This is a genomic window from Corallococcus silvisoli (assembly GCF_009909145.1).
GTDB classification, from domain to species: Bacteria; Myxococcota; Myxococcia; order Myxococcales; family Myxococcaceae; genus Corallococcus; species Corallococcus silvisoli.
Window position 1 is genome coordinate 32,853 of sequence record NZ_JAAAPJ010000013.1, and the last position, 14,076, is coordinate 46,928.

Annotated in this window: 8 protein-coding genes; 7 read left to right on the forward strand and 1 reads right to left on the reverse strand. The window is 70.5% G+C overall.

Translation table 11 applies throughout. The features are described 5' to 3' along the window. Positions 1–18 precede the first annotated feature (18 nt). A complete protein-coding gene (locus GTY96_RS24940; RefSeq protein ID WP_328700997.1) occupies positions 19–966 on the reverse strand; it encodes an AraC family transcriptional regulator in 948 nt (315 codons plus the stop codon). Positions 967–1,084: 118 nt separating this feature from the next. On the opposite strand from GTY96_RS24940, the gene GTY96_RS24945 reads away from it, so the two are divergent. The 7 genes from GTY96_RS24945 to GTY96_RS24975 all read left to right on the forward strand — a co-directional run bounded on the left by GTY96_RS24945 (position 1,085) and on the right by GTY96_RS24975 (position 14,016). Further along, the gene (locus GTY96_RS24945; RefSeq protein WP_143905276.1) at positions 1,085–1,522 is read left to right on the forward strand and encodes a nuclear transport factor 2 family protein; all 438 of its coding nucleotides are present in this window, start codon (positions 1,085–1,087) and stop codon (positions 1,520–1,522) included. Further along, the gene (locus GTY96_RS24950) at positions 1,519–2,367 is read left to right on the forward strand and encodes an NmrA family NAD(P)-binding protein (RefSeq protein WP_161666009.1); all 849 of its coding nucleotides are present in this window, start codon (positions 1,519–1,521) and stop codon (positions 2,365–2,367) included. The genes GTY96_RS24945 and GTY96_RS24950 overlap by 4 nt, the downstream gene beginning before the upstream one ends. Before the next feature lie 295 nt (positions 2,368–2,662). Next, the gene (locus GTY96_RS24955; protein ID WP_328701010.1) at positions 2,663–3,868 is read left to right on the forward strand and encodes an MdtA/MuxA family multidrug efflux RND transporter periplasmic adaptor subunit; all 1,206 of its coding nucleotides are present in this window, start codon (positions 2,663–2,665) and stop codon (positions 3,866–3,868) included. Further along, positions 3,869–6,973: a multidrug efflux RND transporter permease subunit gene (locus GTY96_RS24960; RefSeq protein ID WP_161666011.1), complete on the forward strand. Its 3,105-nt coding sequence runs from the start codon at positions 3,869–3,871 to the stop codon at positions 6,971–6,973. After that, positions 6,970–10,071, forward strand: coding sequence for an efflux RND transporter permease subunit (locus GTY96_RS24965; RefSeq protein ID WP_143905280.1), 3,102 nt, complete (start codon positions 6,970–6,972; stop codon positions 10,069–10,071). The genes GTY96_RS24960 and GTY96_RS24965 overlap by 4 nt, the downstream gene beginning before the upstream one ends. A gap of 18 nt (positions 10,072–10,089) precedes the next feature. Further along, positions 10,090–11,532 (forward strand): efflux transporter outer membrane subunit, encoded by a 1,443-nt coding sequence (locus GTY96_RS24970; protein WP_143905281.1) that lies wholly within the window; start codon positions 10,090–10,092, stop codon positions 11,530–11,532. Positions 11,533–11,604: 72 nt separating this feature from the next. After that, the gene (locus GTY96_RS24975; protein ID WP_143905282.1) at positions 11,605–14,016 is read left to right on the forward strand and encodes an arylsulfatase; all 2,412 of its coding nucleotides are present in this window, start codon (positions 11,605–11,607) and stop codon (positions 14,014–14,016) included. Positions 14,017–14,076: the final 60 nt, after the last annotated feature.

Here is a 14,076-nt window from a genome sequence, read left to right on the forward strand (position 1 = left end):
CCTTCCCTCCAACGCGGGTCACCACTCTCTGGTAGGGAGGATCCGCCCCGGTTCACCGTCCGAGGGAGCACGCCGATACGCGCCGGGGCCCACGCCCCAGCGGCGCTTGAAGGCCTTGCTGAAGGCGGGCGCGCTTTCATAGCCGGCGCGCTCGGCGATGGCGTCCAGGCTGTCGGTGGATTCACGCAGCCAGCGCGCGGCGCGGATCATCCGCCAGTTGGCCAGGTAGTGCAGGGGCGTCTCGCCCACCAGCGCGTGGAAGCGAGCCGCGAACCCGGAGCGCGACACGCCCACGGACCGAGCCAGCCGCTCCACCGTCCAGGGAGTGCCGGGCTGTTCGTGCATCAGCGAGAGCGCGCTCCCGATGGCGGGATCCGCCAGCGCCTTCCATCCCGCCTGCTTCGCGCCTCCCAGCGCGGTCTGCGCCCGCAGCGCGTGGACGAGCAGCACGTCCGCCAGCCGGCCCAGCACCAGCGCGCTCCCGGCCCCCGGCGTCGCGGTCTCCGCGGTGATGAGCTGCACGGTGGCGGCGAGCGAGGGCGTCCCCTGCCCCTCCTGCGTGGACAGGCGGATGATGGAGGGGAAGGTCCGCAGCAGGGGATGCAGGGGATCCGCGCCGAACTGGAAGCAGCCGGTGATGAGCGTGGTGAGCGGCCCCGTGCCGCCCAACCGTGAAGCGGGCGCGCGCGGCGGCTGCGATGAAACGAAGTCGCTCGCGACGGGGTTGCGGCGGCTGCCGTCATCCAACACATGCGCGGGCGCGCGGGGCAGCAGCACCACGTCTCCAGCGGACAGGAACACCGGCTTCGCCTTGCCCTCCACCTGGAGGCGCAAGCCCCCGCGCGCCACCACGTAGAAGGACGCGTTGGCCTTGCGAGGCAGGCGCAGCGCCCAGGGCGCGCCCAGCTCGAGGCGGCCGAAGAGCAGCGTCTTGAACCGCAGCGTCTCCAACACGTCGGAGACCACGTCTGTCTTTTCGTCCGGAGGCCTTGGACTCCAAGACAGTTCTTTTGGACGCGGTGACATGGAGCGTCCATAACGGGCGGCCTATTCCTGGTCCATCACCTCTTGCTGGAGGCCGCACATGGACCGCACCACCCCCTCCCCGGACCTGGCCCGGCTGATGGACGCGCACCTCGCGCTCATCGCCACGGACGTCGAGCGCTGGCTGACCCTGTTCGCCGAGGACGCCGTCGTCGAGTTCCCCTACGCCCCCTCGCTCGGCGGGCCGGCGCGGCTGGAAGGACTCCAGGCCATCCGCGCCTACTTCGCGCCCATCACGAAGCACTTCCAGAACCTCACCTTCACGAACGCCCAGCGCTACCCGGGCGAGGAGCCGACGACGGGCTGGCTGGAGGTGCACGGCACCGCGACGCTGCAACCTGGAGACATCCCCTATGAACAGGACTACGTGATGCGCCTCCAGGTGCGCGAGGGCCGCATCGTGCACTACCGCGAATACTGGAACCCGCTGGCCGCGCCCCGGGGCACCTTCGAGCGCTTCACCCGGGAGCGCGCATGAAGCGCATCCTCGTCATTGGCGCCGCCGGCAACACGGGGCACCCCATCACGGAGGGACTCACGGCGGAGGGCTTCACGGTCCGCACCGCCACTCGGGACGCCCGGCCTCCCGGAGGCGCCGCCGAGCACGCGCGCTTCGACTGGGCGGACCCCACCACGCACGAGGCCGCGCTGGAAGGCGTGAACCGGATGTATGTACTGGCCCCGGCCCTGGTGGAGGACCCGTCCGTCCTCATGGTTCCCTTCCTGGAGCGCGCGCTGCGAAGGGGCGTGCGGCGCGTCGTCCTGCTCTCCTCCTCCGCCGTTCCGGAGGCGGGCCCGGGACTGGGGCAGGTGCACCACTTCCTGCGCCAGCACGCGCCGGAGTGGAGCGTGTTGCAGCCCTCGTGGTTCATGCAGAACTTCATCCACCCGCGCCACCACTGGGCGGCCGGCCTCCAACGCGACGGCACGCTGGTGACAGCCACCGGCGACGGCCGCGTCGGGTTCGTGGACGCGGCGGACATCGCGGCGGTGGGCATCCGGGCGCTCGCGGATGACGCCTCCCATGACACCGCGCACGTCATCACCGGCCCCCAGGCGCTGAGCTACGACGACGTCGCGGCCATCCTGTCCCGGGTGTGGAACCGTCCCATCCGGCACGCGCGCGCGAGCCCCGAAGAGGCCCTGCGGCACCTGCGGGATGCCGGCATGCCGGACACCTACGCGCGCCTGCTGACGATGCTCGACGGGCTCATCCACGACGGAGCCGAGGACCGCGTGACGGACACGGTGTCGCGCATCACGGGACATTCCCCGCGCGACTTCGAGTCCTTCCTCCGAGCGCACCGCCCCGTCTGGCGTTGAGCCGCTCCGCCCACCTCCGCCCACGCGCGGATGTCCGCTGGAGGGCATGGCCCCTTCCCTTTGGGCGGGTTGAGGGTGCTCACACCCAGGCGCACGTTGGGATCCCCGATCCTCCGGGTCCTCCACGGCGGGTTCCCCGGCGGTCCTTCTCATGAGCACGCCCCCACCTACCGATACGGACTCCCCTCCCGAGGCGCCGTCGCCGTCCGACGGGGAGGCTCCACCCGGCCCCGCACCGGACGACCAGGAACCACCCCGTCACCGGCGGCCCCGCTGGGGCTGGCTGTTGCTGCTGGTGGGACTCGTCCTCCTCGCCGTCGTCATCGCACGACGGCTGCACCGCCCCCACCCCGCCCCCGGAGCCACGGCGGCGGGTGGGCCAGGCGGCGCGGATGGCGGCGCGGGCGGACGCGGCCCCCAGCCCGTGGTGACGGCCCGGGCGACGACGCGCGACGTGCCGGTGTCCATCGTCGGCCTGGGCGCCGTGACCCCCACCGACTCCGTCACGGTGCATTCGCGGGTGGACGGACAGCTCATGCGCGTGGCCTTCAAGGAGGGCCAGTTCGTCAACGCGGGTGACCTCCTGGCGGAGCTCGACCCCCGCCCCTTCCAGACCCAGCTGGAGCAGGTCCAGGGCCAGCTCATTCGCGACGAGGCGCTGCTGGCGAACGCCCGGCTGGACCTGCGCCGCTACACCATCCTGGTGGAGCAGGACTCCGTCGCGGTCCAGCAGCTCGACACCCAGCGCGCCCTCGTGCGCCAGTACGAGGGCACCGTGGTGGCGGACCGGGGCGCGGTCGCCGCCGCCAAGCTCAACCTCGTCTACACGCGCATCGCCTCACCCGTCGCCGGCCGCGTGGGCCTCCGGCTCGTCGACCCCGGCAACATCGTCCACGCCGCGGACACGAACGGCATCGTCGTCGTCAACACCCTGCAACCCATCACGGTGATCTTCTCCATCCCGGAGGACAACGTGCCGCAGGTGATGACGAAGCTGGACGCGCACCAGCCCCTCGTCGTCCAGGCCTACGACCGCACCGCCCAGCGCCTCCTGGCCACCGGCACGCTGCTCACCGTGGACAATCAGATCGACCCCAACACCGGCACCGTGCGGCTGAGGGCGACGTTCCCCAACCGCGACTCGCGGCTGTTCCCCCAGCAGTTCGTCAACGCGCGGTTGATCATCGACACGCTGCACGGCGCCACCATCGTCCCCACCGCCGCGCTCCAGCACGGGGTGCAGGGGACGTTCGTCTACGTCGCGGAGGCCAACAACACCGTCAGCCAGCGCGCGGTGACGACCGGCCCCGCGGACGGCGACGACACCGTCGTCACCCAGGGCCTGCGGCCCGGCGAAGCGGTGGTGGTGGAGGGGGCCGACCAGCTCACCAACGGCGCCCACATCCGGCTCCAGCGCGCCCTGACCTCCGGGCCCGGCGTGGGGGGCAGCGGGGCGGGGGCACCGGACGGCGGCGCCGGGGCCACGGACGGAGGACGCTGAATGTCCGAACCCTTCATCCTGCGGCCCATCGCGACGTCGCTGCTGATGCTGGCCCTGCTGCTGGGCGGCGTGCTGTCGTACCGCCTGCTGCCCGTCTCCGCGCTGCCGGAGGTGGACTACCCCACCATCCAGGTCCTCACCTTCCAGCCGGGCGCCAGCCCGGACGTGGTGGCCTCCGGCGTCACCGCGCCCCTGGAGCGGCAGTTCGGGCAGATGCCCGGCCTCAACCAGATGACGTCGTCCAGCTCCAGCGGCGCGTCCGTCATCACGCTCCAGTTCACGCTCCAGATGAGCCTGGACATCGCGGAGCAGCAGGTCCAGGCCGCCATCAACGCCGCCAACAACCTGCTGCCCACGGACCTGCCCAACCCGCCCATCTACAACAAGGTCAACCCCGCGGACACGCCGGTCATCACCCTGGCCCTCACCTCCGACACCGTGCCCCTCACCCAGGTGGAGGACCTGGCGGACACGCGCGTCGCGCAGAAGCTCTCCCAGCTCCCCGGCGTCGGGCTCGTGAGCATCAGCGGCGGCCAGCGCCCCGCCGTGCGCATCCAGGCCAACGGGCTGGCGCTGGCCGCGCGCGGCCTCACGATGGAGGACGTCCGCACCGCGGTCGCCGCCGCCAACGTGAACAGCCCCAAGGGCGGCTTCGACGGTCCCCGACAGGCGTACACCATCAACGCCAACGACCAGCGCCTGTCGAGCAAGGAGTACGCCCCGCTCATCATCGCCTACCGCGACAGCGCCCCCGTGCGGCTGTCCGACGTGGCGCACGTCTTCGACGGCGCGGAGAACGTGCGGCAGGCCGCCTGGGCCGGGACCACGCCCGCGGTCATCCTCAACGTGCAGCGCCAGCCCGGCGCGAACGTCATCGCCGTCGTGGACAGCGTCCGCAAGCTGCTGCCCCAGCTGCAGTCCACCCTGCCCGCGACGGTGAAGGTGGCCGTGCTCAGCGACCGCACCACCACCATCCGCGCCTCCGTGAGCGACGTGCAGCACGACCTGATGTTCTCCGTCGCGCTCGTCGTGCTCGTCATCTTCGTCTTCCTGCGCAACGCCTCCGCCACCTTCATCCCCAGCATCGCCGTGCCCCTGTCCCTGGTGGGCACCTTCGCCGCGATGTCGCTCCTGGGCTTCTCCCTCAACAACCTGACCCTGATGGCGCTCACCATCGCCGCGGGCTTCGTCGTCGACGACGCCATCGTGATGATCGAGAACATCAGCCGCTACATCGAAGGCGACATGCCGCCCATGGAGGCCGCGCTCAAGGGCTCCAAGCAGATCGGCTTCACCATCATCTCCCTCACGGTGTCGCTCATCGCCGTGCTCATCCCCCTGCTCTTCATGGGGGACGTGGTGGGGCGCCTGTTCCGCGAGTTCGCCATCACCCTGGCCGTGACCATCCTGCTGTCCGCGGTCGTGTCCCTGACCCTCACCCCCATGCTCTGCTCGCGGCTCCTGCGCCGCCACCGGCCGGAAGAGGCCAACCGCTTCGAGCGCGTCGTGGGCGGCGCGTTCGACCGCCTGGTCGGCCGCTACGACGTCGCGCTGACGTGGGTGCTGGGCCACCGCGCGCTGACGATGCTCATCGCCGGCGTGACGCTCCTGCTCACCGCGCTGCTCCTCTACACCATCCCCAAGGGCTTCTTCCCCGTCCAGGACACCGGCGTGCTCCAGGGCATCTCCCTGGCGCCCCAGTCCATCTCCTTCCCCGCCATGGCCGAGCGCCAGCAGGCCCTGGCCCGGGTGGTGTTGGAGGACCCGGCCGTGGAGGGGCTGTCGTCGTTCATCGGCGTGGACGGCACCAACACCACGCCCAACAGCGGCCGGATGCTCATCACGCTCAAGCCGCTGTCGGACCGCGACGCCTCCGCCACGGAGATCATCCGCCGCCTCCAGCCCGCGCTGAACGGCGTGCCCGGCATCTCCCTGTCCCTGTCGCCCGTGCAGGACCTCACGCTGGACAGCCGCGTGAGCCGCACCCAGTACCAGTACAGCCTCAGCTCCCCGGACACCGCGGAGCTGGAGTCCTGGACGAACCAGCTCGTCACCCGCCTGCGCACGCAGCACGAGCTGACGGACGTCTCCAGCGACATGCAGAACGGCGGCCTGCGGCTCAACATCACCCTGGACCGGGACACCGCCGCGCGCCTGGGCATCACGCCCCAGCAGATCGACGACGCCCTCTACGACGCCTTCGGCCAGCGGCAGGTGTCCACCATCTTCACCCAGCTCAACCAGTACCGCGTGGTGCTGGAGGTGCAGCCCTCGCTCCAGCGCGTGGACACCGCCCTGCGCTCCGTCTACCTCCAGTCCGCCAGCGGAGGCGCCGTGCCCCTGTCCACCATCGTCCAGGTGAAGCCGGGGATGGGGCCGCTCAGCGTCAACCGGCAGGACCAGTTCCCCGTCGCCATCGTCTCCTTCAACCCCGCGCCGGACGTGTCCCTGTCCCAGGCGGTGAGCGCGTTCGACGGGGTGCGAAAGAAGCTCCAGATCCCCCCCTCCGTGCAGACCGCCTTCGAGGGCACCGCGCGCACGTTCCAGGACTCACTCACCAACGAGGGCTTCCTCGTGCTGGCGGCCGTCGTGGCCGTCTACCTGGTGCTCGGCGTGCTGTATGAGTCCTACGTCCACCCGCTCACCATCCTGTCCACGCTGCCGTCCGCGGCCATGGGCGCGCTGCTGGCGCTGCGGGTGTGCGGGCTGGAGCTGGGGATGATCGCCCTCATCGGCATCATCCTGCTCATCGGCATCGTGATGAAGAACGCCATCATGATGATCGACTTCGCGCTGGAGGCCGAGCGCCTGGAGGGCAAGGCCCCCCGCGACGCCATCCACGAGGCGTGCCTGCTGCGCTTCCGCCCCATCCTGATGACCACGATGGCGTCCATGCTGGGCGCCGTGCCCCTGGCGCTCGGTGGGGGCATTGGCGCGGAGCTGCGTCAGCCCCTGGGCATCGCCATCATCGGCGGGTTGATGGTCAGCCAGCTGCTGACGCTCTTCACCACCCCCGTCATCTACCTGGGCTTCGCCGGGCTGTCGCGCAGGCTCCAGCACCTGCGGCACCGCTCCGCCCCTGTCCCGCCGCGGAGCCCGGCGTGAACCCGTCCGCGCTCTTCATCCGGCGCCCCGTCGCCACCTCGCTGCTGGCGCTGGGGATCGCGCTCGTGGGGGCGCTCTCCTTCAAGATCCTCCCCGTCGCGCCGCTGCCCCAGGTGGAGTTCCCCACCATCAGCGTGCAGGCGGCCCTGCCGGGCGCGAGCCCGGAGATCATGGCCACGTCGGTCGCCACGCCGCTGGAGCGGCAGCTGGGCCGCATCGCGGGCATCACCCAGATGACGTCGTCCAGCAACCTGGGCGCCACGAGCATCGTCGTGCAGTTCGACCTGTCGCGAAACATCGACGGGGCGGCGCGCGACGTCCAGGCCGCCATCAACGCCGCCCGGGGCAACCTGCCCACGAACCTGCCCAACAACCCCACCTACCGGAAGGTGAACCCCGCGGACGCGCCCATCATGCTGCTGGCGCTCACGTCCCCCAACCGGGGGCGCGGCAAGCTCTACGACCTGGCGTCCACCATCCTCCAGCAGCAGGTGTCCCAGGTGACGGGCGTGGGGCAGGTGCTGGTGGGCGGCGGCGCGCTGCCCGCGGTGCGCGCGGAGGTGAACCCCACCGCGCTGGAGAAGTACGGCCTGGGGCTGGACGCGGTCCGCACCGTGCTGGGCGCGCAGAACTCCAACCGCCCCAAGGGCCAGCTCGTGGACGGCCCCCGGGCCTACCTGCTCACCGCCGACGACCAGATCGTCCGCGCGGAGCAGTACCGGCCGCTCATCCTCGGCTACTCCAACGGCGCCGCGGTGCGGCTCCAGGACGTCGCCAACGTCACCGACGACAACGTGGAGGACGTGCACAGCCTGGGGCTCGCCAACGGCAAGGAGGCCATCATCCTCATCATCTTCAAGGAGCCGGGGGCCAACGTCATCGACACGGTGGACGCGCTCCAGGCGAGGCTCCCCGCGTTCCAGGCCATCCTCCCGGCGGACGTGGACCTGACGGTGATGATGGACCGCACCACCACCATCCGCGCGGCGCTGCGGGACGTGGAGATGACGCTCCTGATGTCCATCGGCCTGGTCATCCTGGTGGTGTTCGCCTTCCTGGGCAACCTGCGCGCCACGCTCATCCCCAGCGTCGCCGTGCCGCTGTCGCTGCTGGGCACCTTCGCGATCATGAAGCTGCTCGGCTTCAGCCTGGACAACCTGTCGATGATGGCCCTCACCATCTCCACCGGCTTCGTGGTGGATGACGCCATCGTCGTGCTGGAGGACATCGAACGGCACATCGAGGAGGGCCTGCCGCCCATGGAGGCGGCGCTGCGCGGCGCGCGCGAGGTCGGCTTCACCGTGCTGTCGATGAGCATCTCCCTCATCGCCGTCTTCATCCCCCTGCTCCTCATGCAGGGCATCGTGGGCCGGCTGTTCCGCGAGTTCGCCGTCACGCTGTCGGTGGCCATCCTGATGTCCCTGGTGGTGTCCCTCACCGTGACCCCCACCATGTGCGCGCTGCTGCTGCGGCCCAAGGCGCCCCGGCGCTCGCGCTCCTCCTTCCACCCCTTCGCGCGGTTGAACGCGGGCTATGCGCGCAGCCTGTCGTGGTCGCTGGGACACCCGGCGCTGCTCTTGCTGCTCACGCTCGTCGCCATCGCGCTCAGCGGATACCTGTTCGTCGTCATCCCCAAGGGGTTCTTTCCGCAGCAGGACACCGGCCGGCTCACCGCCAGCGTCCAGGCGGAGCAGGACATCTCCTTCGCGGCGATGCGCCAGAAGTTCACGACCTACGTGAACCTCATCAACGAGGACCCGGCCGTCCAGGCGGTGGCGGGCTCCATTGGCGGCTCCGGCCCCAGCGGCTCATCGAACGCGGGCACGCTCTTCATCACGCTCAAGCCGCTGGAGGAGCGCAAGCTGTCCGCGGACGCCGTCATCGCGCGGCTGCGCGGAAAGCTGATGGTCGTGCCGGGCGCCACGGTGTATCTGCAGTCCGCGCAGGACCTGGTGATTGGCGGGCGGCAGGGCAACGCGCAGTACCAGTACACCCTGTCCTCGGACACGCTGCCCGTGCTGAATGAGTGGGCGCCGCGCGTGCTGGAGCGGCTGAAGCAGGTCCCCGGCATGCTGGACGTCAACAGCGACCAGCGCGACCACGGGTTGGAGACCAACGTCGTCATCGACTACGACACCGCGGGCCGCTTCGGCCTCACCGCGGCGCAGATCGACAGCGTGCTGTACGACGCCTTCGGTCAGCGGCAGGTGTCCACGATGTACACCAGCAGCAACCAGTACCACGTGGTGATGATCGTCCTGAAGGACTTCTGGCAGCGGCCGGAGAGCCTGCGCGACATCTACGTGACGAGCGCGAGCGGGGTGCAGGTGCCCCTGTCGGCGTTCGCGAGCTTCGTGCCCGCGAGCACGCTGCTGTCCGTCAACCACCAGGGCCAGTTCCCCTCCGCGACGGTGTCCTTCAACCTGGGGCTGGGAACCTCCCTGGGGCCCGTCGTCACCCAGATTGGCGCGGCCGTGCGCGACATGGGCCTGCCCTCCACGGTGCAGGGCAGCTTCAGCGGCACGGCCCAGGCGTTCCAGGCCTCGCTCGCCTCCGAACCCCTCCTCATCGCCGCGGCCCTCTTCGCCGTCTACATCGTGCTGGGCATCCTCTACGAGAGCCTCATCCACCCCATCACCATCCTGTCCACGCTGCCTTCCGCGGGCGTGGGGGCGCTGCTGGCCCTGCTGCTGTTCAACCTGGACCTGTCCATCATCGCCCTCATCGGCATCATCCTGCTCATCGGCATCGTGAAGAAGAACGCCATCATGATGATCGACTTCGCGCTGGTGTCGGAGCGCGAGGGACACCTGGGCTCGCGCGACGCCATCTTCCACGCCGCCCAGCTGCGCCTGCGCCCCATCCTGATGACCACGATGGCGGCGCTGCTGGGCGCGCTGCCGCTGGCCATGGGGACCGGCGTGGGCTCCGAGCTGCGCCGGCCGCTGGGCATCGCCATCGCCGGGGGGCTGTGCCTGAGCCAGCTGCTCACGCTCTACACCACCCCGGTCATCTACATGACCCTGGACCGCCTGGGCCGCCGCGCACGCGAGTGGCGCGCGCGCCGCTTCGCGCCCCGCAGGCCCGGACGGGCTTGAGGCCAGGACACGGAGCCGATGATGCGCCTTCGCTTCCACGCCGTTTCCATCCTGGCCCTGGGGCTGCTGACCGGGTGCCCCGTGGGCCCCAACTACAAGCGGCCCACGGCCCCGGTGCCCACGCGTTTCAAGGAGGCCGCGGAGGGCTGGAAGCCCGCGCAGCCCAATGACAGACACGACCGGGGGCCCTGGTGGAAGCGGTTCGGGGACCCGGAGCTGGACGCGCTGGAGGAGAAGGTCGCGCGCGCCAACCAGACGGTGGCCAGCTACGAGGCCGCCTACCGCCGGGCCCGGGCCATGGTGGCGGAGGCCCGCGCGTCGCTGTTCCCCACGCTGGGGGCCTCGGGCTCGGTGACGCGGTCGAAGGGCGCCGGCCTCACCACCGCCGCGCCCGGCGTCGGAAACCCGGCGACCAGCACCGTGGGCAACATCTACGACCTGGCCCTGGACGCGACGTGGGAGCCGGACCTCTGGGGCGGCGTGCGCCGCCAGGTCTCCGGGGCGAAGGCGTCCGCCCAGGCCGCCGGCTCCGACCTGGACAACGCGAAGCTGTCCGCCCAGGGGACGCTCGCGCAGAGCTACTTCCAGCTGCGCGCGCTGGACACGGCCCAGCGGCTGCTGGACGACGCGGTCATCGGCTACCAGAAGTCCCTCCAGCTCACCCTGAACCGCTACGCGCAGGGCGTGGCCGCGCGGGCGGACGTCCTCCAGGCCCAGACCCAGCTGGCCCTGGCCCGGTCGTCCGCGACGCAGAATGAGATCGCCCGGGCCACCTACGAGCACGCCATCGCGGTCCTCGTGGGAGAGCCCGCGTCCAGCTTCTCCATCCCGCGGGTGCCGCTGACCGCGACGCCGCCGCCCCTGCCGCTGGAGCTGCCCTCCACGCTCCTGGAGCGCCGTCCGGACATCGCCGCCGCCGAGCGCCGGGCCGCCGCCGCGAACGAGCAGATTGGCGTCGCCATCTCCGCGTGGTTCCCCTCCCTCAACCTGAGCGCGTCCGGAGGCTTCGTCAGCACCACCCTGTCGAAGTGGCTGACGGCGCCCCACCTGGTCTGGTCGCTGGGGCCGCAGCTGGTGGCGACCCTCTTCGACGGCGGCCTTCGCGCCGCGCAGACGGAGGACGCGCGCGCGGCCTACGACCAGAGCGTCGCCACCTACCGGGCCACCGTGCTGGCCGCGTTCCAGGACGTGGAGGACAACCTCGTGTCGCTGCGCGTGCTGGAGCAGCAGGTCGTCATCCAACAGGAGGCGGTCAGCTACGCGCGGCAGACCTTGGAGGTCGTGCTGAACCAGTACAAGGCGGGCACGGCGACGTACCTGCAGGTCATCACCGCGCAGACCACGCTCTACTCCTCCGAGCAGACGCTGGCGAACATCGCCGGACAGCGCATGGTGTCCGCGGTCGGGCTCATCAAGGCGCTGGGCGGGGACTGGCACACGCCCCCTCCCAAGGCCGACTGAGCCCTCCGGCCGTCTGATGTCCGGGTGGACAGTTCCCTCCATCTTCCTTCGGAACGAACTCCGGAGGGGCAGATGAGCAAGAGTCCACGCAAGAAGGGCAACGGCGACGGCGCGAAGGCGGGCCCGGTGAAGACCTACCGGGAAGGGGAGCGCTTCCCGGGCCGGATTGGCAGGACCTGGCAGGAGTCCGAGCCCGCCTTCCCCATGCCGCCCACCGCGCCCAAGGACGCGCCCAACATCCTCTACGTCATCCTGGACGACGTGGGCTTCGGCTGGTGCGAACCCTTTGGCGGGCTCATCCGCACGCCGCACATGATGAAGCTGGCCCAGCAGGGCCTGCGCTACACCCACTTCACCACCACGGCGCTCTGCTCACCCACGCGCTCGTGCCTCATCACCGGCCGCAACCACCACTCCGTGGGCATGGCCAACATCACCGAGCTGGCCACCGGCTTCCCCGGCTACAACGGCCGCCAGCCGCAGGACAAGGCCGGCGTGCCCGCCATGCTCCATCAGCATGGTTACACCAGCTACTGCATTGGCAAATGGCACAACACCCCGTCGGAGGAGACGACCATCGCCGGGCCCTATGACCGGTGGCCCACGGGCCCCGTCTTCGGCTTCGACCGCTTCTATGGCTTCCTGGGCGGGGACTGCGACCAGTGGAACCCGAAGCTCTTCCTGGACCGCGAGGCCGTGGATCCGCCGCGCACGCCGGAGGAGGGCTACCACCTGTCCGAGGACCTGGTGGACCGCGCCATCAGCTGGATCTCCCAGCACCACTCCTCGGACCCGGCGAAGCCCTGGCTGACGTGGCTGGCGCTGGGGTGCGCGCACGCTCCGCACCACGTCGCGCCGGAGTGGGCGGACCGCTACAAGGGCCGGTTCGACATGGGCTGGGACGCGTACCGGGAGCAGACGCTCGCGCGGCAGAAGGAGCTGGGCATCCTCCCCCGGGACGCGAAGCTCGCGCCCATGCTGGAGGGCGTCCCGAAGTGGGACACCCTCACCGCGGACCAGAAGCGCCTGTACACGCGGATGGCGGAGCTCTACGCCGGCTTCATCGAGCACGCCGACGCGCAGCTGGGCCGGCTGATGGAGTTCCTGGAGCGGACGGGCCAGCTCGACAACACGCTCGTCTTCGTCTTCATCGGGGACAACGGCTCCTCGGGCGAGGGCACGCTGACGGGCATCTTCAATGAGCAGTCCGTGGCGAACAACGCCACGGAGACGGTGGAGCAGAACCTGGCGCGGCTGGAGCAGTTCGGCCAGCCCGGCTCCTACAACCACTACCCGGTGGGCTGGGCCCTCGCGGGCAACGCGCCGTTCCAGCTCTGCAAGCAGTACACGCACTTCGGCGGCGTGCGGAACCCGCTCATCGTCCACTGGCCGCGCGGCATCCAGGCGAAGGGCGAGCTGCGCACGCAGTACCACCACGTCATCGACATCGTGCCCACCATCCTGGAGGCGATCGGCGTGGAGGCTCCGCGCTTCATCAACACCGTGCAGCAGGAGCCCATCGAAGGCTTCGGCATGACGTATTCGTTCAACGACGCGAAGGCGCCGTCCAACCACGTCACGCAGTACTACGAGATGCTGGGCAACCGCGGCCTGTACCACGACGGCTGGAAGATCGTGACGTACCACGGGCGCAAGCCGTGGGAGAACGCGGCGAAGTGGGGCTTCGACGAGGACCACTGGGAGCTCTACAACCTCCACGAGGACCCCACCGAATCCAACGACCTGATGAAGGGACGGGACCGGGCCAACCTGGACGACCCGATGGTGAAGAAGCTCATCGAGCTGGTCGGCATGTGGTGGGCGGAGGCCGGGCGCTACCAGGTGCTGCCCCTGGATGACCGCTTCCAGGTCCGCGCGCTGGGGCGGCAGGGCCTCTACACGCAGCGCGAGCGGCTGACCTATTACGAGGGCGCCGTGCGCATCCAGGAGTTCGCGGGACCGGACACCAAGAACCGCTCCTGGGAGATGACCGCGGAGGTGGAGGTGCCCGCGGGCGAGGCCCAGGGGCCCATCGTCGCGCTCGGCGGCGCGTCCGCGGGGTGGACGCTCTACCTCCAGAAGGGCGTGCCGGTGTTCTGCTACAACTTCCCCGGGCCTGAATACACCTACCTCCGGGGCAAGGCGGCGCTGACGCCCGGCAGGCACCGCCTGCGCTACGAGTTCGAGAAGACCGGCCCCGAGCCCTTCGGCGCGGGCGGCACCGGGCGCCTCTTCGTGGACGGGAAGAAGGTGGCGGAGGGGAAGATTCCGAGGACCGTGTCCGTGGGGTACTCCATGGACGAGACCTTCGACGTGGGCTGGGACAAGGGCACGGCGGTGAGCCCCGAGTACCCCTCCAACGCCCGGTTCAACGGCCGCGTCCTCCGCGTGGACTTCGACCTCAAGCCGGACTTCCACCCGGACCTCCAGGACCCCGCGAAGTCGGCGGAGGCGCGCTTCCAACACGAGATGCTGCGGCAGTAGGCACACGACGCGGTGCGTCCGCCCGGGGACACCGGGCGGGCGCACGCACGCAGGCCCCAT

Bases quoted from the DNA above. Each gene is read 5' to 3' on its own strand.
- GTY96_RS24945 (WP_143905276.1), top strand. From the start codon at position 1,085: ATGGACCGCACCACCCCCTCCCCGGACCTGGCCCGGCTGATGGACGCG.
- GTY96_RS24950 (WP_161666009.1), top strand. From the start codon at position 1,519: ATGAAGCGCATCCTCGTCATTGGCGCCGCCGGCAACACGGGGCACCCC.
- GTY96_RS24960 (WP_161666011.1), top strand. From the start codon at position 3,869: ATGTCCGAACCCTTCATCCTGCGGCCCATCGCGACGTCGCTGCTGATG.
- GTY96_RS24970 (WP_143905281.1), top strand. From the start codon at position 10,090: ATGATGCGCCTTCGCTTCCACGCCGTTTCCATCCTGGCCCTGGGGCTG.
- GTY96_RS24975 (WP_143905282.1), top strand. From the start codon at position 11,605: ATGAGCAAGAGTCCACGCAAGAAGGGCAACGGCGACGGCGCGAAGGCG.